The following is a 20152-nucleotide window of genomic DNA, read 5'->3' on the forward strand; positions in this document are numbered from 1 at the left end:
ACCGCGTGCGAGGCGGATGAACTGGCGTCGTGACGCGGAGCAACACGAGGCTGGGAGCCGACGCCGCGCTGACCGGATACGACGCAGAGCTGCGGCGCCTCGACGCGGTGTTCCGCCCCGCGTGGGGGATCGCGGCGGACGACCGCGTCCTCGACATCGGCTGCGGCACGGGCCAGACGACGCGGGCTGCGGCCCGCGCGGCTCACCGGGGCCGTGCGCTCGGCGTGGACGTCTCGCCGGCGGCTGTCGAGCGCGCCCGCGTCCTGGCCGTGAGCGAGGGGCTCGGCAACGTCGCGTTCGCGTGCGCCGACGCGCAGCGCCACCCGTTCCCCGAGGCCGGCTTCGACCTGGCGATCAGCCGGTTCGGCACGATGTTCTTCGACGACGCGGTCACGGCGTTCACCAACGTCGCCCGGGCGCTGCGACCGGCGGGGCGCCTGGTGATGATGGTCTGGCAGGCCCGCGATCTCAACGAGTGGGACGTCGCCCTCCGCCGGGCCGTCGGCGGTGAGGGCCGGGCCGTCGATCCCGCCGGTTCCGACGCCTTCTCGCTGGCCGACCCGGCCCTGACGGCGCAGATCCTGGACGCCGCCGGGTTCACCGACGTCGACCGCACCGACGTCGCCGAGCCGGTCTGGTACGGCGCCGACGCCGAGCGCGCCGAGGCCTGGGTCCGCGGCTTCACCTGCACCCGCGAACTGATCGGGCGGCTCGACCCCGAACGCTCGGCACGGAGCCTCGCCCGCCTCCGCGAGACGCTGGCGGCACATCTTCGCGACGACGGGGTGTGGTTCGGCTCCCGGGCGTGGATCGTGACCGCCCGCCGGCGGTGATTTCGCGTTGACACCGTGAGGTTCGATCGGGGCATGGCGATCGAGCTGGCGGAGCCGGACGTCGCGGACCTGGGCCGTGTGCTGGACGCCCTGCGGTGCTGGCAGCACGACGGCGCGCCAGTCCAGCTGCACCCGGGCGACGTCGGGTGGCACTGGAGGTTCGGCGCCGAGGCGACGGCGGCCGCCGTGCGGACGTGGAGCCGGGACGACCGGATCGTCGCGGTCGGGATGCGGGACGGACCCGACCTGCTGCGGATGGCGATCGCGCCGGACGCCGACCACGACGTGGGTCTCGCGGAGCGGCTCGTCGCCGATCTGACCGGCGTTCTGCCGGTAGGCGTGGCATGCATCGAGGCGCGGTTCGGGGCTGCCCTGCGCAACGCACTTGCCGCCGCCGGATGGGTTGACGACGAGCCGTGGACGCCGCTGGTGCGTGACCTGGCGGAGCGGGTGCGGGACGTCGGCCTGCGGGTCCGGGTGGTGGGCCCCGAGCTCGTCGAGGAGCGGTGCGCAGTCCAGGTCGCGGCGTTCGACGGGTCGACCTTCACGCCGCAACGGTGGCACGCCATGGCCGCCGGTCCCGCGTACGCCGACGCCAGGTGCCTGGTCGGGTACGACGACGACGGCGTCCCGGTCGCCGTCGCGACGGTGTGGTCGGCCGGCCCCGGCCGCCCGGGTCTGCTCGAACCGGTGGGCGTGCACCGGGACCACCGCGGTCGCGGACACGGGACGGCGATCACGCTCGCTGCGGCCGCCGCGCTGCAGGAGATGGGGGCGTCCTCGGCCACGGTGTGCACCCCGAGCGCCAACGTCGGAGGGGTCGCGACCTACGTCGCGGCCGGCTTCCGCGCCCTGCCGGAGGTGGCCGACCTGCGGCGCGGCGCGCGCTGACACCCGGCCTTCGCGCACGGGATCCGCGCCGCGATCATGGGCGGATGGTCCTGCCCGACAGCTACGCACTCCACGTGGGGCCGCCGAGCCTCGAGGACTACCTGCGCGCCTCCGGCGTCACTCGGGTCTTCGCCCGAAGTCGGCCGAGCAGGCCGCGCACGCCCTGCGCGGCAGCTGGTCGACCTGCTACGTCACCGCGCCGGACGGCGCGACGGTGGCGATGGGACGCGCGATCGGCGACGGCGGTTGGTACTTCGTGGTCGCCGACATGGCGACCGCCCCGGACCATCAACGCCGGGGCCTGGGGCGCGCGGTCATCGACCACCTGCACGCCGACATCGAGAGACGCGCACCCGGCGAGCCCTACGTGACGCTGGCCGACGCCGCCGGCCGCCGCCTCTACGAGCACGCGGGCTTCACGGCGTTCACCCCCGACCAGACGGGCATGCAGCTGGTTCTCGGACCGGCGTCGGCACCAACTGCGTGACCTGCGTCGACAACTGGCTCCGACGTGTGCCGGCCAGACAGGAAGCCGTGGGGCGACCCGCTCAGCGCGCCAGCTCGAAGAACGCGACCGCTCGCGCGACGTCCGCCCGCGCGGTCGAGGCGGACTCCGCGGTGGCGACGACCCCGAACACCATGCGCCAGGCCAGGATGACCTCGTCGACGCTCACCCCGGCGGGTACCCGACCGGCCGCCTGCGCGTCCGGCAGGGTGCGCGCGATGAGCGCGCGCAGCCGATCGTCGCCGTCGTAGCTCGGCTGGGACCGGCGGGCCTCGACGACCATCTCCACGAAAGCCGCCTCGCGCACGGTCTGCTCCAGCAGGACCGCCCACAGTGCACCGAACGCGTCGGGGCCGCCGGTGGCGGCGGCGTCCTCCAGCTCGACGAAGTTGTCCTCGAACACCGCGAACGCCAGGTCGAAGCGCGTGGGGAAGTGCCGGTAGAGCACGCCCTGGCCGACCCCCGCCTCCTGTGCGATCGCGGTGAGGGGCACGAGGAAGCCGCGGTCGGAGAAGAGCCGGCGCGCCGCCGCGAGGATCGCGGCGCGGTTCTCGGGCGCTGCGGCGGGGCCACGGTTGACGGCTCGTCGGGCGGGAGGCATGCTGCATCCTAGATCCGGACAGTGTTGTCCGGTATGCCGAGAGGAGCACGTGATGGCACCGAGGACCTCCGAGGACCGCGTCTACGACGTCGTGGTGGTCGGCACAGGAGCGGCCGGCCTCGCCACCGCCATGGGCGCCGTCGACGAGGGCCTCTCGGTGCTCATGGTCGAGTCCACCGACAAGTGGGGCGGCTCGACCGCGATGTCCGGCGGCGGGATGTGGTTGCCCAACAACCCGCTCATGAAGCGCGACGGCGTCGGCGACTCGCGCGAGGAGGCGCTGACCTACCTCGAGGCGACGGTCGGCGAGGTCGGGCTGGCGTCGACGCAGGCCCGCAAGGAGGCGTTCGTCGACGGCGTCGAGGACTTTGTGAGCACGGCCGAGAAGTTCGGCGTCGTGTTCGCCCGCGCCACCGACTACCCCGACTACTACCCGGAGCTGCCCGGCGGGAAGATCGGGCGCTCGATCGAGGTCAAGCCGCTCGACTCCAAGATCCTCGGCACCTGGTGGCAGACGCTCCGTGGTGCGGTGCCGCTGCCCGCGATGACCGACGACGTGTGGCTGCTGAGCCGCTCCTGGTCGACGCCGTCGGGCATGGTCCGCGGCGCGAAGGTCGTCTCCCGCATCCTCGGTGGGGTCGCGACCGGCAAGCGCCTGGTCGGCATCGGCAACGCCTGGGCGACCGCGTTCGGCCACGCGCTGGTCGTCCGGCGCGGCGTCCCGCTCTGGCTGAGCTCGCCGCTCGAGGAGCTGCTCGTCGAGGACGGGCGCGTGGTCGGGATCCGCGTGCAGCGCGACGGCCGACCCGTGACGATCCGCGCCTGCCGCGGGGTCATGCTCGCCGGCGGAGGGTTCGAGGGGAACACGGACTGGCGCCAGAAGCACCACGGCATCGACGGGGCGCCCTCCGGCAACCTGGGCAACGTCGGGGTCCCGATCGCGGCCGCGCAGGAGATCGGGGTGGCCGTCGAGCTCATGGACGAGGCGTGGTGGGGGGCATCGATCGCGGCGCCGCCGGAGGGTCGGCCCTCGTTCATCGTCGGCGAGCGCTCGATGCCGTACTCGATCATGGTCGACTCCCGCGGCGAGCGGTTCGCCAACGAGTCCGAGTCCTATGTCGACCTCGGCCACGACATGCTCGCGCGCGACGGAGGTGCCGGCCCCTACTGGCTGGTCCTGGAGGCGCGCAACGTCCGCCGCTACTTCCGCACGTTCGCCATGGACCCGCGTGCGAGCAAGGCGATGCGTGAGGCGGGAATCGCGGTGAAGGCCGGCACGCTGGCCGAGCTCGCCCGCGCGATGGACGTCGAGCCCGACCGCCTCGCGGCGACCGTGCAGCGGTTCAACGGCTTCGCCCGGTCCGGCGTCGACGGCGACTTCGGCCGCGGCAACTCGGCCTACGACCGCTACTACGGCGACCCGACCGTGCACCCCAACGCCAACCTCGGACCGATCGAGAAGGGCCCGTTCCTCGCGTACAGAGTCGTCCTGGGTGATCTCGGGACGAAGGGCGGCGTGGTCACGGATGCCGACGGACGAGCCCTGCGGGAGGACGGCACGATCGTGCCCGGCCTGTATGCGGCAGGGAACAACTCGGCGTCCGTGATGGGCCGCACCTATCCCGGACCCGGCTCGACCATCGGTCCGGCCGCCGTGTTCGGGCTGCGCGCCGCGCGGCACATGGCGAAGCACTGAGGGCCCGGGCGGTGGACATCCAGGGCAACGTCTTCGTCGTCACCGGGGGCGGCAACGGCATCGGCCGCGAGGTCGTCCTCTCCCTGCTGCGGGAGGGCGCGCGGGTCGCGGCGGTCGACCTGCGGGAGCCGTCACTGACCGAGACGGCCCGCCTGGCCGCGGCCGGCCCCCGCCTCACGCTGCACACCGTGGACGTCGGCGACGAGGCGGCGGTCACCGCCCTCGTCGGGGACGTCCTGGCCGCGCACGGACGGGTCGACGGTCTGATCAACGTGGCGGGCATCATCCAGCGGTTCGCCAAGGTCGCCGACCTCGAGCGCGCCGAGATCGGGAAGGTCCTCCAGGTCAACTTCTGGGGCGTCGTCAACACGACGACCGCGTTCCTGCCCGAGCTGCAGACCCGGCCCGCGGCGGCGATCGTCAACGTGTCGAGCATGGGTGCGCTGGCGCCCGTGCCCGGGCAGGCCGCGTACGGCGCGTCGAAGGCCGCGGTCAAGCTGTTCACCGAGGGGCTGTACGCCGAGCTTCGCGGCACCCCCGTCGCGGTGACCGTCGTCTTCCCCGGCGGTGTCGCCACCGGGATCGCGGAGAACTCGGGCTCGGCCATCCCCGGTGCCGGCGACACGTCGGCGATGGAGGCCAAGCTCACCACGCCGTCCGACGCGGCCGCGCAGATCGTCGACGCCGTCCGCACGGGCCCGTTCCGCGTCTGCATCGGTTCCGACGCCCGCTCGCTCGACCGGCTGTCACGGCTCGCGCCGCGTCGCGCCGCGGAGATCATCGCCCGTCGGATGGCCCAGCTCTTGGGGTGACGGGTCGCCCGACCGCCGCGCGCCGGCCCGCGGGTCAGGCGACCCCGCCCCCGGCCCGGACACCGGGCAGGGGCTCGTCGGACAGTGTCGTGGCGGCCCACGACGCCAGGAGCTTGAGGCCGTCCTCGGAGGTCGACCCGGGGCGTGCCGTGTAGACGTTGAGCTGCAGGCCCGGGTCGGCGGCCAGGAACAGCGCCTCGTAGTCCAGCTCGAGCTGCCCGACCGCCGGGTGGTGGAACACCTTGGTGCCGCTGCGGTGGTAGCGCACGTCGTGGGACGCCCACAGCCGGCGGAAGTCCTCGCTGCGCGTCGACAGCTCGCCGACCAGGGCGGTCAGGTGCCTGTCGTACGGGTTCTGCCCCGCTTCGGCGCGCAGGATGGCGACCGCGTCGTGGGCGATCCGGTCGGCCTTGTCACCCCAGAACGCCCGCGCGGCCGAGGGATCGAGGAACTGGAACCGGGCCGTGTTGACGGGCGCGTCGCGCGGACGTTCGCGCGAGTCGTAGAGCGGTGCGTAGAGGGCGCGACCCAGGCGGTTCGCTCCCAGGATGTCCAGGCGCCCGTTGCGGACGAACGCGGGCGCTCCCTCCAGGGCATCGACGATGCGCTGGACGGCGGGTCGCAGCACGGCGGTCTTCGCGCGCCGCGCACGGGACCGCGCGACCCCCGAGGCGTTGGCCGCGCGGGCGAGGTCGAACAGGTGACCGCGCTCCGCCTCGTCGAGCTGCAGCGCCTCCGCCAGCGACTCGAGCACCGACTCGGACGCTCCGCTGAGGTCCCCGCGCTCCAGCCGCGTGTAGTAGTCGACGCTCATGCCGGCGAGCATCGCGACCTCCTCGCGACGGAGGCCGGGCACGCGTCGGTTGCCGCCGTACGCCGCGAGCCCGGTCTGCTCCGGCGTGATCCGGCCCCGGCGCGAGGTGAGGAACTCGCGGGTCTCGGCTTTCAGGTCCATGACTCGACGGTAGGTCTCGCCACCGCCCGGTGGGAGATACTGCCGCCACCGGGCAGGACGGTGACTCCTCACAGCCGCACCGTGCACCGACGGACTCGTCCTGCCGGTCGGGCCGCGTGAACTTGCCACGCGTTGCCGCTCATGTTGTGCCCTCGAACCGTCGATGTAGTGGCGAGGCGGCGAGCGACCAAGGAGGGTAGCCATGGCATCCGTGTTCGACGCATACCCGCCAGCAGCGCGCTCGAGCGCGGCGGACAGCCCCTCGAAGCTGCGCGACGAGATCAACCGCATGTCCCAGCGGTTGGTGCGTGCTCGGCAGTCGTACGCCCAGGACTTGCTTAGCGGCGACCCCGAGGTGCCGCTCGACGAGCAGCTTGCGGTGATCGAGAGCTATACGGCGCGGCTCGAGGTCGCGACCGAGCAGCTGCGCCAGCACGATGCCGGGGAGGTTCCCGCGGTCGACGTTGCGGACGGGGCCTTGCCGGTTCGTGCCCCGGCGCCGCCCCCGCCCCCGCCCCCGGCCCCGGCCGAGGTGCACCGGCCGCTGCAGGAAGTTCCGCATGCCTGGAGCCCCCAAGCACCTGCGCCGGCAGTCGCGCCTCCGACCGGTCCCGGGATCGCGAACCCCGACGGCAGTCCGCTCCTCGGCGACGGCGGCACCGTCCTGCGGACCGAGGACGCCGCCGTGGGGGAGTACATCCGCCATGCCGCCGACCAGCGCTGGCTGACGTCGAACGGGCGCTTCGCCGGCGGCGATCTGGACGTGATCTGCGAGGTCATCCTCGCGGCGCTCGCGCACAAGCACGGCGTCGCGCTCGAGGACGAGCGCCAGCGGCTGGCTCGTCAGGTCGACGCCCGCTACCGGCGCGACTACGGGTGACCCGCCCGGGTCGGGACGACCGGGCGCGCGGCTGACCGCCGCGCGGGCGCGGCTCCGGGACTACATTCGCGAGAATGGGCGCTGGGGGTCACACGGTCGACGGCTACCGGATCGAACCGCTCGGTCCGCAGACGTGGGACGCGTTCGCGGACCTGGCCGAGCGGCACAACGGTGTCTGGGGCGGGTGCTGGTGCACCTGGTTCCACCTCTACCCCGACCCCATCGACGAGCGCCGACAGATCGGCAACCGCGAGTTCAAGCGGCAGCTCGTCATGGCCGGCCGTACGCACGCGGCGCTCGTGCTCGACGGCGACGAGGCGGTCGCCTGGGCGCAGTTCGGGACGGTCGACGAGCTTCCGAACCTCCACCACCGCAAGGAGTGGGAGAAGGGGCTCGTGCGCCGGCCGGACTTCCGGATCACCTGCTTGTTCGTCGACCGCCGCTACCGGCGCAAGGGCATGGCGTCGGTCGCCGTCCGGGGCGCGCTCGCGCTGATCGCGGACGCGGGCGGTGGCCTGGTCGAGTCGTACCCGCACGACCTGCCGCCGGGCAAGAAGACGTCGTCGTCCTTCCTCTACAACGCCACACGGACGATGTACGAGCAGCTCGGGTTCATCTACCAGCGCCCCAAGGGCCTGGGCAACTGCGTGATGACCACCGAGGTGACCGCCCAGGGGTAGGCGCCGCGAGAGGTGTGGCGGGCACGCGCTGGGCGATGGCACGCATCCCCACGGCGTCGAGTCGCGGGGTCGGCGTGCGGGCAGCGCCGGTAGCCAGTAGTACTGGCGGTGGCCGGCACGCCCGATCGGTGTGCGCGTACAGCGAGATCGGGAGGTCTGGTGACGGGGCGGTGGTACCGGAACGCGGTGATCTACTCCGTCGATGTCGGCCGCTTCCAGGACTCGGACGGCGACGGCATCGGCGACCTGCCCGGTCTGATGAGCCGCCTCGACTACCTGGCTCGACTCGGCGTGACGGCGCTCTGGCTGAACCCGGTGCACCCGTCTCCGGGCCGGGACGGCGGGTACGACGTGACGGACTACTACGGGATCAACCCGCAGATCGGCAGCCTCGGAGACATGGCGGCGCTGATCGACGAAGCCGACGAACGCGGTCTACGGATCATTCTCGACCTCGTGGTGAACCACACGAGCGACGAGCACCCGTGGTTCCAGGCCGCGCGGTCCGACCGGCGCTCCCCGTACCGGGACTGGTACGTGTGGTCCGACGACGAGCCGCCGGACCGCTTCGAGGGTCAGGTCTTCCCCGGGGTGGAAGCGGAGACCTGGACCTACGACGAGCACGCCGGTGCCTGGTACCGGCACCGGTTCTACGGATTCGAACCCGACCTCAACACCGACAACCCTGCGGTCCGTGCCGAGATCCAGAAGATCACCGGGTTCTGGCTGCGGCTCGGCGTCTCGGGGTTCCGGATCGACGCCGCGCCCTTCCTCATCGAGCGCCGGCCACGCCACGGCCGGGCGCCGGACGGCCGCGCGCCCGCGCACGACTTTTCGCTCCTGCGTCGCCTGCAGGAATCGGTGTCGTGGCGGCGCGGTGATGCGATCCTCCTCGCCGAGGCCAACGTGCCCGACGACGAGATCGTCGAGTACTTCGGCACGGCGGACGGCTCCGCCAGCCGGATCGACGTGGTGTTCGCCTTCCGTCTGAACGAGGCGCTCATGCTGTCTCTCGCCCGGCAGGACGCGACGTCGCTGAGAGCCACGTTGGAGGAGCTTCCTGCGCTGCCCCGGAACGGGCAGTGGGCCACCTTCCTGCGGAACCACGACGAGGTCGACCTCGGGTGGCTCACGGCCACCGAGCGCGACGAGGTGTTCGACGCCTTCGGCCCCGAGGCGGACATGCAGGCCTACGGTCGCGGTCTGCGCCGGCGGATGGCGCCGATGCTCGACGGCGACGGCCGACGCCTGCGGATGGCCTACAGCCTTCAGTTCACGATGCCGGGCACGCCGGTGATCCGCTACGGCGACGAGATCGGCATGGGCGAGGACCTCTCCCTCCCCGAGCGCGAGGCGATCCGCACGCCGATGCAGTGGGATGCCATCCCGGGGGCCGGGTTCTCCAGCGCGGACTCGGGGGCCTGGCCGATCGCCGCGATTCGGGAGGGTCGCTTCGCCTACGACAAGCTCAACGTGGCCGCTCAACGCCGCGACCCCGAGAGCCTGCTCACCTGGTTCGAGCGCACGCTGCACACCCTGCGCGAGTGCCCCGAGGTGGGCAACGGCCGGCACGAGCTGCACGACGGCGCCCCCTCGCACGTCCTCGTGCACACGGCGACCGGTCCGTCAGGCCAGATGCTGTTCCTGCACAACCTCGCCGACACCGCCTGCACGGTCGCGTTCGAGCCGGGTGCTGCTCTGGACCCGGAGATCCGCCTGCACCCGTTCGACGTGCTCACCGACGCCGACTACGGCGACGAGCTCGACCTCCGGGCCCTCCGACTGGGCGGTTACGGGTTCCGCTGGATCCGGCTCCATCGCGCGACGACCCGCCGGATGGAGCCGGAGGTCGACTAGCGGCCCGGAGGTAGCCATCGGCCGGTGGTCGATCGAGCGGTTGCGCCCGTCTGTCAGGATCCGGTCATGGCAGACACCGAACCCCAGAGGCGGACAGGGCGTCTCGAGGCGTTCAGTGATGCTGTGTTCGCGATCGCGCTCACGCTGCTGGTGCTGGACCTCCTGCCGGAGGGCGCCCAGGCGCCGCACGAGCTCCTCGAGAGCTGGCCCTCCTATCTCGCCTATCTGACGGCCTTCCTGACGATCGGCACCATGTGGTTGAACCACAACGAGGCTTTCGCGCGGGTGCGTGCCACGGACCCGATCGTGCTGCTCCTGAACCTCGCGGTGCTGCTCGGCACTTCGCTGGTCCCCTGGCCGACAGTTCTCGTGTCGAACGCACTGCGGGAGGGGGATCGGGCGGATCAGATCGCCGCCATGCTCGTCTTCGCCGGCGTGGCGGTCCTCATCGCCGTGCCGTGGGTGGTGCTGGACCTCTACCTCGCGCGACATCGGGAGCTGCTCACGGCGTCTGCCGATGTGGCCTGGATGCACAGGCACGCCTCCATCTCTGCGGGGACGGTCATCGTCGCGGGCCTGAGTGTCGGCGTTGCATTCGTCAGTCCGCTGGCGTCGCTCGTGCTGTACCTGCCCGTGTTCGCGGTGTTCATCGTGGCGCGGGTCGTGGAGACTCAGGCCGACGCCGGCGCAAAGGCAGCCGACGGCTCTGCACAGTCCTCGGACGCCGCCGCGACCTCGGCGCCGCCGCCGCCGCCGGCTCCCGCCGCCCGGGAGGAACCCATGTCCGAGCCCGCGTCCCCGGACGACCCCAAGAACCAGGGCCCGGCCGGCACCCTCAACTCCTGAGGCGCCGCGGGGCGACGACGCGCGGGCGCAGACTCCTCAGAGCAACAGCGGCGATCGCGGCGATGACGGCCGTCGCGACGCCGACGAGGCCCCAGCCGGCCGCCTGCGACACCCAGGCCGGGACGTCCGCGGCGGTCACCCAGTGGAGGGCGTAGGTCGCGCTGGCCGCGGTGGTGAACGTGAACGCCCAGAAGCCCGGGGTGAAGCTCAGCCGGGCGTACCGGGGGAGGAGCCCGACCTGCACCGCGACCAGGAGCAGGAACGTCCCGAGCAGCGCCGCCTGCACCCCGTCGGCGGCCCGACCGGTGAGCGCGAACCAGGCGTTCCCGGCGACGGCGGGCGGTGCCGAGAAGATCGCCAGCGTGGGCACCAACGGGTCGGGGAGCGGGCCGCCGGTGCGGAACCGGACGAGCAGCAGTGCCCCGACCAGCATCCAGCAGAAGATCCCGCCGCCGAACGCGGCCATCGCGGCGACCGAGGCATGCACGGTGCCGAACGACTGCGCCGCGAGGAGCCCGCCCGCGACCGTGGGAAGCAGGTAGCCGGGGTGGATCGCGTCGAGGGCGGCAGGCGCCGTCAACAGCCGGACGGTGAACCACGCGCCGTACCCGAACGCCGCGGCCGCGGAGATCCAGACCACCGCGGTGCCGGCCACGACGAAGGTGGCGCTGAGCCGGGCCCCCAGCAGCATCGCCGTGATCGGCACGAGCGCGGCGAACGGCCCGAGCACCGGGTCGACCAGGTCCGCAGCGATCGCCGCCCGTCCGCCGGACCAGTAGACGTACAGCAGGACAGTCGCGACCCAGGCCAGACACGCGACGACCCAGAGCGCCGCGGGGAGGACGGCGGGGCCGTCGAGGAAGAGCTCGGCCGCGGTCCATGTGCCCGCCAGGCCCGCCAGTCCGAACGGGATCGCGAAGACGTTGAGCTTCACGGGTGCCCGGGAGCCGATCCGCCGCGGTGCCGCAGACCGTGCGGTCGTCGCGTTCACGGTGGGGTCTCGCGCTCGGCCGGCCCTGCCGCGGAGGTGCGGGCGGACCGGAGCCCGGCGACCTCGGCCTCCAGCTGCGTGATCCGTTCGCGCAGCTGCGCCTCGCGCCCGTCGACCTGCGCGGCGGTGAAGCGTCGGGGGATGTGCTGCGGACAGTTCCAGTCGAACGCCACCACGGTCACGACGAACGCCGCCTCGACCGTCGCGCCCGGCTCGCCCGAGGCGGCCAGCCGGCCGACGAGGCTCTCGTCGTCGTCCGGGCGGACCACGCGCGCCATGCCGAACAGCTTCAGCCGGCGACGTGTGGCGTAGTCGACGCCGATCATGGCCACCCGGTCGCTGCCGCGGAGGTTGCCGTCGGAGACGTGCTGGAGGTTGCCTCGATAGTCGGCCCAGGCGATCGTGTGCGGGTCGAGCACCTGCACGAAGCCCGGCGGCCCGCCTCGGAACTGCACGTACGGCCAGTGCGTCTCGCTGACGGTGGCGAGGTAGAAGCCGTCGAGTGCGCTCAGGTACTCCGTCTCTCGCGGGCCGAGCCGGTCGTAGCCGGACACGTCGCGCCCCCGCGCGGCGATGCGCGCGTAGAACTCGGCGCTCCCGTAGTCCACCTGGGCCTGACGGACGTCGTCGGTGAAGGCGACGCACCCGTAGCGGGTGCTCACGAGGCCTCCGTCGAGAGCTCGGCCACCTCGAGGACGGCGTCCGCGAACGCTTCCGGCGCCTCCTGCGGAAGGTTGTGCCCGGCGCGCGGGACGACGTGGTGCGCGTGCGGACCCGTGAAGTGGGTGGCATACCGCGTGCCGTCGGTCGGCGGGAAGTTGCCATCGGCTCCGCCGTCCAGCGTCACGGCCGGCGCGGTGATTTCGGGCGCCTCGGCCAGGCGCCGTTCGAGCGGGGCGTAGGCAGGGTGGCCGGGCGCGAGGCCGAGCCGGTGGCGGTACGAGTGGATGACGACCTCGACGTAATCCGGGTTGTCGAACGAGCGAGCCGTCCGCTCCAGGTCGGCCTCCTCGAACTGCCACAGCGGCGAGTTGCGCTGCCAGATCACCCGAGCGATCTCCGTCCGGTTGGCCGCCAGGCCGGCGCGGCCGCGCTCGGTGGCGAAGTACCAGAAGTACCAGAACCCGGCTTCGAGGGCCGGCGCGAGCGGGGTCGTCGAGGCAGCGATGTCCTGGATCAGGTACCCGTTCACGGCGACGACGCCGGCGCAGCGCTCCGGCCACAGGGCGGCGGCGACGCAGGCCGCGCGGCCGCCCCAGTCATACCCCGCGTACGTGGCGCGCTCGATCCCGAGCGCGTCCTGGAGCTCGACCAGGTCGGCGCCCAGGGCGGCCTGCTGGCCGGAACGACCGGCGTCGCTGCGCGCACGCGTCGGGCCGTGTCCCCGCAGGTACGGGACGATCACCCGTCGGCCCGCCCGGACCAGCAGCGGGACGACGGGGTCGTAGCTGTGGACGTCGTACGGGAACCCGTGCAGCAGGATCACGGGGTCGCCGTCGGCCGGACCGGCCTCGAGGATGCTGACCTCGAGGGCCGGTGTGGTGACGCGACGCAGCTGGGAGGGGTCGGGAGTCCCCATGGGTCAGGAGACGTGGACGAACGTGGCCAGGGACTGCGTCGGGTCGACGATGTAGGTGGAGAGCATCATCCCCAGGCCCGGGCCGACGTCCAGCGCGTTGTGAGGTGTGCCTGGCGGCATCAGGAACGGGTCGCCCGCGTGCAGCGTCAGCGTGGCCTCGCCCTCGATCCTCATCTCGACTGTCCCGGCGAGGATGTAGCCGACCTCCTCACCCGGGTGCGTGTGCCAGCCGGACTCGACGCCGACCGGGATCTCCGTGAGGACCTGCACGATCTCCCTGCCCGGGATCGAGGAGGCCTGGCGCTGCAGCTCCGTGCGCTTGAGCTTGGTGGCGAGCTCGTCCACCGGCTCGGGGGTGCTCATCGCGATGACCCGACCGATTCGAGGGCGCGCAGGATGACGTCGGTCACGGGCTCCGGCTGCGACACCATGATCAGGTGCGAGCCCTCGAGCGTCAGCAGCTCGGCGTTCGCCCGGTGCGCCATCGACAGGAGCACGTCCGAGCCGGCAGCCTTGTCGCCCGTCGCCACGACAGACCAGGTGGGAAGGTGCTTCCACGCCGGCGGCCCGGACTTCTCGTCGAACGCCGACGCGGCGATGGGCCGCTGCGACGCACCGAAGGCGTTGGCCTGCGCCTCGGGCAGGTCAGCGCCGAACACCGCCGCGAACTTCTCCGGGTCGACGTAGAGCTCGACGGCCGTCTCGTCGCCGGTGCCCGTCGGGAACTGTGCCTGGATGAGCGCGGGCCCCAGAGCGCTGTCCCGTGAGGTTCCCTCCACCTCGCTGAGGGCCTCGTTCTCCTCCGGCGCGAACCCGGACACGAGCACCAGGCCGACGACGTTCGTCGCCTCGGTCGCGGCGTTGCTGATGACCGCGCCGCCGTAGGAGTGCCCGACCGCGAGGACCGGCCCCGGGACCTGCGCGATCACGCTGGCGATGTACGCCGAGTCCGACATGAGGCCGCGCATCGGCAGACCGGGTGCGCGCACAGGTACGCCGGCGGCCTGGAGCCGTTCGATGACCGGGACCCAGCTCCCCGCGTCGGCGAAAGCACCGTGGACAAGGACGACCGTCGTGGAGCCAGGAGTTGCTGCCATCGGGAGTTCCTTCCGGTGGTCCGGTGTCGCCGGCGGGGCTCCGTGGCAGTCGACATGGGGGAGCGCAGCCGTCACCGGACGCGGCGGCGATCCGGCCGGATCGGGTGTGCCGCGGCAAGGCAGGTCAGGATGAACGCGAGCAGGTCTCCATTGAACTCCTGCTCGCGCCGCTCGGTCAGCCCCTCACAAGACCGGTCCCGACCGGCTGCGCGGACTTCTCGGACGACCGTGGCCACGGGCGGCTCGGACCCGAGGTCCGAGCCGCCGTCTCGTGGGCTCAGGAAAGGGGCGGACTGCCTAGCAGAGAACGTCGTGGCGGTGGCCTTCTTCATCTGGCCGCCACCTAGGGCCTGGGTGCTTGATCACCCATTCACAGGTCTTCTGCCCGGGGGGAGGGGGGTGCTGATGCGCAGGGCCGGGATTCGTGGCCGCGCAGGTGTACTGCGCGACGGACGCCAGTGGGGATGTCTGGCCCGTCGTCGGTGGCACGCAACAAAAAAGCCCCGGTGGGAACCGGGGCTGATCTGCATAAACGCTGGTGGGCGATACTGGGATCGAACCAGTGACCTCTTCCGTGTCAGGGAAGCGCGCTACCGCTGCGCCAATCGCCCGGGGATCAAGCCGGGTCATGCATGAGGTGCTACGAGGTGGAGATGGGATTCGAACCCACGTATACGGCTTTGCAGGCCGCTGCCTCGCCTCTCGGCCACTCCACCCTGAGACCGCAGTCCAGAGCGGCTCGGTATGCCGATCAGGATGTCTGCCTCCGAGCGGACGACGGGATTCGAACCCGCGACCCTCACCTTGGCAAGGTGATGCTCTACCACTGAGCCACGTCCGCACAGCACGCCACTCCGGCTTTCACCGGTGTTCCGTGTGCGTCCCGAACTCTAACTGACGATCTCGGCGAGAGTCCAACTGGCTCCCGGCACCCGGGTGATCGCGCGGAACATCGGGTGTCGGGGCCCGGATCGGTAGCGTGTGCGGGTGCCCGAGCCGACCGTCAGTACCCGGGGCGTCGCGTGGTTCGCGGGCGTCGAGGCGTCCGACGTGGTCGAGGTCGTGGACGTGCGCGCGCAGCCCGAGCGGCTCACGGAGCCCGGCTGGTGGGCGGTCGTGGGGGACTTCGAGGGCTCGGTGCGCGCCTGGCGCTTCGCCCGGACGCGACCCGCGACGGGCGCCGTTCCGGGCAGGTGGTCCGGCCCGGACCCGGCCGCGTGGGTGTCGTCGCTGGACCGTGCGCAGTACGTGACCGCGGTCGGGCGCGTGCGCGACCACATCGAGGAAGGCGACGTCTACCAGGCGAATCTCTGTCGGGTGCTGAGCGCGCCCCTACCCGCGGCAGGTGGCGAACCCGCCGCGCGGGCGCTCGGCGCGGTGCTCGACGCCGGCAACCCCGCGCCGTTCTCGGGCGGCGTGCAGGTGCCCGGCGAGGTCTGGGTGGTGACCGCCTCGCCGGAGCTCTTCCTGCGCGTCGAGGGGGGCGTCGTGTCGTCGGGTCCGATCAAGGGGACCGCGGCCACGCCGGACGGGCTGACGGAGAAGGACCGCGCGGAGAACGTCATGATCACCGACCTCGTCCGCAACGACCTGCAGAAGGTGTGCGTCCCGGGCACCGTCGAGGTCACGACCCTGCTGGGTGAGGAACGTCACCCGGGGCTGGTCCACCTGGTGAGCACGGTGCAGGGCGTGCTCGACGACGACGTGGCCCAGGCGAAAGACCTGTGGGCGCGGCTGCTCGACGCCACCTACCCGCCGGGCTCGGTGTCGGGCGCCCCGAAGTCGTCGGCGCTCGACATCATCGCCGCGCTGGAGACCGTCCCGCGCGGGCCCTACTGCGGGGCCGTCGGGTGGATCGAGGTCGGTGCCGACGGCTCCGTCCGCGCCGAGCTGGCCGTCGGCATCCGGACGTTCTGGTGGGCAGACGACGTCCTGCGGTTCGGCACCGGCGCGGGGATCACGTGGGGAAGCGACCCCGAGGGGGAGTGGGCCGAGACGGAGCTCAAGGCCCGCCGGCTCGTCGGCCTCGCGTCCGACGGTGCTCCCGGACGGATGACAGACTGACGCCATGGGTGTCGTGATCTGGTCGAACGGTCGTCTCTACGGCCCGGACGACCTCCTTCTGTCCGGCGTCGACCACGGCGTGACCGTCGGTGACGGCGTCTTCGAGACCTGTGCGGTGTACGAGGGGACGGCCTTCGCGCTGACCCGCCACCTGCGCCGGCTGACGCGGTCCGCAGTGGGCATCGGGCTGGCCGAGCCGGACCTGGACCTGGTCCGCGAGGGCGTCGCGGCCGTCCTGGCCGCCGCCGGCCCCGAGGTGGGACGCCTGCGCATCACCCTCACGGGCGGACCGGGTCCGCTGGGCTCGTACCGCTTCGCCCCGGAGCAGCAGCGCCAGACGGTGCTGGTCCTGGCGGGGCCCGGCGCGTCGTCGGAGGTCTCGCGCGTCGTGCGCGTCCCGTGGGTCCGCAACGAGCGGTCGTCGGTGGCCGGCCTCAAGACCACGTCGTACGCGGAGAACGTCGTCGCGGTCTCGGAGGCGTACCGCCTGGGCGCCGACGAGGCGGTGCTCGCCAACACCCTCGGCGACCTGTGCGAGGGCACGGCATCGAACGTCTTCGTCGAGCGCGGCGGCGAGCTGGTGACGCCCCCGCTGTCGAGCGGCTGCCTGGCGGGCATCACGCGTGAGCTCCTGCTCGAGTGGGCCGCGGCGGCCGGCCTGCCGGTCCGGGAGGGCGCGCCGGGGGAGCTGCGCTACGACGTGCTCGACGAGGTCGGCGACGGCACCACGCACCTGATGATGAGCGGCTCGATCCGCAACGTGTCGCCGGTGGTCAGCCTGGACGGGTCCGCCGTCGCGGCCGGCCCGATCTCGCTGGAGGCGCAGCGTCTGTTCCAGGCCCGGCTGGCGGACGACCTCGACCCCTGACGTGTCCGGACATGCGACGACCGGCCCCGCCAGCAGGCGGAACCGGTCGTGGTGAGGACGGTCAGGCGGTCAGCAGAGCGGCGATGAGCGCCGTGATCTCGCCTTCCATGCGGTCGCTCTCGGTGCCGAGCGGCACGAGGGCCTCGGTCCCGGCGAGGAACCGCTCGATCGGCTCGGTCGGCGCGGCGAGGAGCGCGCTCCCCTCGACTCCACTGAGCGACACCAGCGTGTAGTCGGGGTCTTCGTCACGCCACACCTGCACGTCTCCGGTCCCCGCGGGAGCATCGGCCGTCGCGTGCATCCCCAGGGAGAGGAGCTCGCGGCCGATCAGCCACGTCGACATGGTGTGCGGGCCGGTGAAGACCGCGCGCACCGTGTAAGGATCGGTGGTCCGGAAGGAGAACTCGGCGCTCACCGGGATGACGCTGGCGTCAGAGCCGATGAGCTGCATGGCGACGACCTCGACGACGTCGTAAGTCGAGCTCGTCATCGGGTCCTCCTGTTCGCAAGGGCTGGAGGTCCCATCATGGCAGGCCAGATGCCCGATTGGACCGGTAGATGGCGCGAGTTCACCCGGAGGGACGCGCCCCTGAACGGGGACGCAGGGGTGACAGCACCCATCTTGGCGACGGCGTGGCCCTTGACGCCGTCGCGATGACCTGCAGTGCTCCCGTTTCGGATTCTCGTGCCGAGCCGGGTAGCATCCTCCTCGATGTCACCCGCGGGTGACGGTCGTTCGTGACGCCCGGCGTGTCGCGCACGATGTTCTCGCGGCAGACGGGCGATTGGCTCAGTTGGTAGAGCGCCTCGTTCACACCGAGGAGGTCATCGGTTCGAGTCCGGTATCGCCCACTCGATCAGGAGGGGTCGGCCCAGCGGGCCGGCCCCTCCTGTCGTCCATATGAGGTCCGGCAGGCGGTAGGGCCGCCGGTAGCATCGAGGGGCTCGCCGCCAGGGCGAGCGGCCACGAAGGAGGCTGTACCGGTGCCCGAGCTCATCACCCTCACCGTCGACGGGATCGCGACCACGGTGGAGCCGGGGACGACGGGTACCGACCTGTACTCCTCCCGGCGAGACGTCGTCGTCGCCCGCGTCGACGGCGAGCTGCGCGACCTGCACCTCCCGCTGGCCGACGGTGCCGTCGTGGAGGCCGTCACTCTCGACGAGCCCGACGGCCTCGCCGTCCTGCGCCACTCGGCGGCGCACGTGCTCGCGCAGGCGGTGCAGGAGGTCAACCCCTCCGCCCGGCTGGGCATCGGCCCGCCCATCACCGACGGCTTCTACTACGACTTCGACGTCGAGACCCCGTTCACCCCCGAGGACCTCAAGGCGATCGAGAAGGTGATGGGCCGGATCGTCAAGGAGGGCCAGACCTTCCGCCGGTGGGACGTCACCGAGGAGGAGGCCCGCAAGGAGCTGCGCGACGAGCCGTACAAACTCGAGCTCATCGGCCTCAAGGGCGACCCGACCGCGGCCGACGGCGCGTCCGTCGAGGTCGGGCTCGGCGGCCTGAGCATCTACCAGAACGTGCGCGGGGCCGGCCGCGAGAGCGAGCAGGTCGTCTGGCAGGACCTGTGCCGCGGCCCGCACATCCCGAGCACCCGTCTGCTGGGCAACGGCTTCCAGCTGACCCGGTCGGCGGCGGCGTACTGGCGCGGGTCCGAGAAGAACCCGCAGCTCCAGCGCGTCTACGGCACCGCGTGGCCCACCAAGGACGAGCTGCGCGCCTACCTGGAGCGGATCGCCGAGGCCGAGCGCCGCGACCACCGGCGACTCGGGACCGAGCTCGACCTGTTCTCGTTCCCGGACGAGATCGGCTCCGGCCTGGCCGTGTTCCACCCCAAGGGCGGCGTCATCCGCATGGAGATGGAGCACTACAGCCGCCTGCGGCACGTGCAGGGCGGGTACGAGTTCGTCAACACCCCGCACATCACCAAGAGCAAGCTGTACGAGATCTCGGGGCACCTCGACTGGTACGCCGACGGCATGTACCCGCCGATGACCCTCGACGAGGAGCGCGACGCCGAGGGGCACGTGCGCAAGGCGGGGCAGCAGTACTACCTCAAGCCGATGAACTGCCCGATGCACAACCTGATCTTCGCGGCGCGCGGACGCTCCTACCGGGAGCTGCCCCTGCGGCTCTTCGAGTTCGGCACCGTGTACCGCTACGAGAAGTCCGGCGTCGTGCACGGCATGACCCGCGCGCGCGGCTTCACCCAGGACGATGCCCACATCTACTGCACCCGCGAGCAGATGGCCGACGAGCTCACCACCACGCTCAAGTTCGTCCTCGACCTGCTCAAGGACTACGGGCTCGACGACTACTACCTGGAGCTCTCGACCAAGAACCCCGACAAGTTCGTGGGTTCCGACGAGGTCTGGGACGAGGCCACCGAGACGCTGCGCCAGGTCGCCGAGGCGTCGGGGCTGGACCTTGTTCCCGACCCGGGCGGCGCGGCGTTCTACGGTCCGAAGATCTCCGTGCAGGTCAAGGACGCGCTCGGACGCACCTGGCAGATGTCGACGATCCAGCTCGACTTCAACCTTCCCGAGCGGTTCGAGCTCGAGTACACCGCGTCCGACGGCAGCCGGCAGCGGCCCGTGATGATCCACCGCGCGCTGTTCGGCTCGGTCGAGCGGTTCTTCGCCGTGCTGACCGAGCACTACGGCGGCGCGTTCCCCGCGTGGCTCGCGCCCGTGCAGGTGCTGGCGGTGCCGGTGGCCGAGCCGTTCGAGCCCTACCTCGACGACGTCGTGCGGCAGCTGCGGGCCCAGGGGATCCGGGCCGAGGTGGACCGCTCCGACGACCGGTTCGGCAAGAAGATCCGCAACGCGAGCACGCAGAAGATCCCGTTCGTGCTCATCGCGGGCGGTGAGGACGCCGAGGCCGGGGCCGTCTCGTTCCGCTACCGCGACGGGCGCCAGGACAACGGCGTGCCCGTGGCGGAGGCGATCGAACGGATCGCGTCGGCGGTGCGCGACCGCGTGCAGGTCTGA

At 72.1% G+C, this 20152-nt stretch carries 21 protein-coding genes and 4 tRNA genes; 13 read left to right on the plus strand and 12 right to left on the minus strand.

Going from position 1 to position 20152, the window contains the following annotated elements; translation table 11 throughout:
- The first annotated feature begins 29 nt into the window (after positions 1-29).
- From AC1DQC_RS10745 to AC1DQC_RS10755, 3 genes are all read left to right on the plus strand, one after another.
- Entirely contained in the window at positions 30-833 is an 804-nt protein-coding gene (locus AC1DQC_RS10745) for a class I SAM-dependent methyltransferase (RefSeq protein WP_477051232.1), read from the plus strand.
- A gap of 33 nt (positions 834-866) precedes the next feature.
- A complete protein-coding gene (locus AC1DQC_RS10750) occupies positions 867-1724 on the plus strand; it encodes a GNAT family N-acetyltransferase (protein WP_477051233.1) in 858 nt (285 codons plus the stop codon).
- A 163-nt stretch (positions 1725-1887) separates the two neighbouring features.
- On the plus strand, positions 1888-2211 hold the full coding sequence (locus AC1DQC_RS10755) for a GNAT family N-acetyltransferase (RefSeq protein WP_477051268.1): 324 nt from the start codon (positions 1888-1890) through the stop codon (positions 2209-2211).
- A 61-nt stretch (positions 2212-2272) separates the two neighbouring features.
- Here the strand turns inward: AC1DQC_RS10755 and AC1DQC_RS10760 are convergent, their stop codons facing one another.
- Complete coding sequence (locus AC1DQC_RS10760) at positions 2273-2830, minus strand: TetR/AcrR family transcriptional regulator (protein ID WP_477051234.1); 558 nt, start codon at positions 2828-2830, stop codon at positions 2273-2275.
- A gap of 52 nt (positions 2831-2882) precedes the next feature.
- On the opposite strand from AC1DQC_RS10760, the gene AC1DQC_RS10765 reads away from it, so the two are divergent.
- Both AC1DQC_RS10765 and AC1DQC_RS10770 read left to right on the plus strand, forming a co-directional pair.
- On the plus strand, positions 2883-4526 hold the full coding sequence (locus tag AC1DQC_RS10765) for an FAD-binding protein (RefSeq protein WP_477051235.1): 1644 nt from the start codon (positions 2883-2885) through the stop codon (positions 4524-4526).
- Positions 4527-4537: 11 nt separating this feature from the next.
- The gene (locus AC1DQC_RS10770) at positions 4538-5338 is read left to right on the plus strand and encodes an SDR family NAD(P)-dependent oxidoreductase (protein ID WP_477051236.1); all 801 of its coding nucleotides are present in this window, start codon (positions 4538-4540) and stop codon (positions 5336-5338) included.
- Between the two features lie 34 nt (positions 5339-5372).
- On the opposite strand, the gene AC1DQC_RS10775 is transcribed toward AC1DQC_RS10770, so the two are convergent.
- Positions 5373-6293: a helix-turn-helix transcriptional regulator gene (locus AC1DQC_RS10775; protein WP_477051237.1), complete on the minus strand. Its 921-nt coding sequence runs from the start codon at positions 6291-6293 to the stop codon at positions 5373-5375.
- 202 nt (positions 6294-6495) lie between these two features.
- On the opposite strand from AC1DQC_RS10775, the gene AC1DQC_RS10780 reads away from it, so the two are divergent.
- From AC1DQC_RS10780 to AC1DQC_RS10795, 4 genes are all read left to right on the plus strand, one after another.
- Positions 6496-7173, plus strand: a complete 678-nt coding sequence (locus tag AC1DQC_RS10780) for a hypothetical protein (protein ID WP_477051238.1) — start codon at positions 6496-6498, stop codon at positions 7171-7173.
- 74 nt (positions 7174-7247) lie between these two features.
- Positions 7248-7853 carry a GNAT family N-acetyltransferase gene (locus tag AC1DQC_RS10785; RefSeq protein ID WP_477051239.1) on the plus strand — a complete coding sequence of 202 codons (606 nt, stop codon included), beginning with the start codon at positions 7248-7250 and terminating at the stop codon, positions 7851-7853.
- Between the two features lie 159 nt (positions 7854-8012).
- Entirely contained in the window at positions 8013-9710 is a 1698-nt protein-coding gene (locus AC1DQC_RS10790) for an alpha-amylase family protein (protein WP_477051240.1), read from the plus strand.
- 66 nt (positions 9711-9776) lie between these two features.
- The gene (locus tag AC1DQC_RS10795) at positions 9777-10556 is read left to right on the plus strand and encodes a TMEM175 family protein (RefSeq protein ID WP_477051241.1); all 780 of its coding nucleotides are present in this window, start codon (positions 9777-9779) and stop codon (positions 10554-10556) included.
- Here AC1DQC_RS10795 and AC1DQC_RS10800 read toward each other — a convergent pair.
- The 9 genes from AC1DQC_RS10800 to AC1DQC_RS10840 form a co-directional block, all read right to left on the minus strand.
- Positions 10546-11490 carry an SLAC1 family transporter gene (locus tag AC1DQC_RS10800; RefSeq protein WP_477051242.1) on the minus strand — a complete coding sequence of 315 codons (945 nt, stop codon included), beginning with the start codon at positions 11488-11490 and terminating at the stop codon, positions 10546-10548. The two genes, AC1DQC_RS10795 and AC1DQC_RS10800, sit on opposite strands and share 11 nt — an antisense overlap.
- Before the next feature lie 53 nt (positions 11491-11543).
- A complete protein-coding gene (locus AC1DQC_RS10805; protein WP_477051243.1) occupies positions 11544-12209 on the minus strand; it encodes a pyridoxamine 5'-phosphate oxidase family protein in 666 nt (221 codons plus the stop codon).
- Positions 12206-13126: an alpha/beta fold hydrolase gene (locus tag AC1DQC_RS10810; RefSeq protein ID WP_477051244.1), complete on the minus strand. Its 921-nt coding sequence runs from the start codon at positions 13124-13126 to the stop codon at positions 12206-12208. Before AC1DQC_RS10810 ends, AC1DQC_RS10805 begins: the two co-directional genes overlap by 4 nt.
- A gap of 3 nt (positions 13127-13129) precedes the next feature.
- Positions 13130-13489, minus strand: coding sequence for a cupin domain-containing protein (locus AC1DQC_RS10815; protein ID WP_477051245.1), 360 nt, complete (start codon positions 13487-13489; stop codon positions 13130-13132).
- Complete coding sequence (locus AC1DQC_RS10820) at positions 13486-14223, minus strand: alpha/beta fold hydrolase (protein ID WP_477051246.1); 738 nt, start codon at positions 14221-14223, stop codon at positions 13486-13488. The genes AC1DQC_RS10815 and AC1DQC_RS10820 overlap by 4 nt, the downstream gene beginning before the upstream one ends.
- 71 nt (positions 14224-14294) lie before the next feature.
- Entirely contained in the window at positions 14295-14555 is a 261-nt protein-coding gene (locus tag AC1DQC_RS10825; protein ID WP_477051247.1) for a hypothetical protein, read from the minus strand.
- Between the two features lie 204 nt (positions 14556-14759).
- Positions 14760-14834, minus strand: a tRNA-Val gene (locus tag AC1DQC_RS10830).
- A gap of 34 nt (positions 14835-14868) precedes the next feature.
- Positions 14869-14939, minus strand: a tRNA-Cys gene (locus AC1DQC_RS10835).
- A gap of 53 nt (positions 14940-14992) precedes the next feature.
- Positions 14993-15064, minus strand: a tRNA-Gly gene (locus AC1DQC_RS10840).
- A gap of 146 nt (positions 15065-15210) precedes the next feature.
- Here AC1DQC_RS10840 and AC1DQC_RS10845 point away from each other — a divergent pair.
- Together AC1DQC_RS10845 and AC1DQC_RS10850 are read left to right on the plus strand one after the other, a co-directional pair.
- Positions 15211-16287 (plus strand): chorismate-binding protein, encoded by a 1077-nt coding sequence (locus tag AC1DQC_RS10845; RefSeq protein ID WP_477051248.1) that lies wholly within the window; start codon positions 15211-15213, stop codon positions 16285-16287.
- Positions 16288-16291: 4 nt separating this feature from the next.
- Positions 16292-17155, plus strand: coding sequence for an aminotransferase class IV (locus AC1DQC_RS10850; RefSeq protein ID WP_477051249.1), 864 nt, complete (start codon positions 16292-16294; stop codon positions 17153-17155).
- A gap of 61 nt (positions 17156-17216) precedes the next feature.
- Here the strand turns inward: AC1DQC_RS10850 and AC1DQC_RS10855 are convergent, their stop codons facing one another.
- Entirely contained in the window at positions 17217-17645 is a 429-nt protein-coding gene (locus AC1DQC_RS10855; protein ID WP_456844993.1) for an SsgA family sporulation/cell division regulator, read from the minus strand.
- 289 nt (positions 17646-17934) lie between these two features.
- Between AC1DQC_RS10855 and AC1DQC_RS10860 the strand changes: the two genes are divergently transcribed.
- Both AC1DQC_RS10860 and thrS read left to right on the plus strand, forming a co-directional pair.
- A tRNA-Val gene (locus AC1DQC_RS10860) sits at positions 17935-18007 on the plus strand.
- A 132-nt stretch (positions 18008-18139) separates the two neighbouring features.
- Entirely contained in the window at positions 18140-20152 is a 2013-nt protein-coding gene (gene thrS, locus AC1DQC_RS10865) for a threonine--tRNA ligase (RefSeq protein WP_477051250.1), read from the plus strand.

The sequence above is a fragment of the Cellulomonas sp. P4_H12 genome (assembly GCF_056400905.1).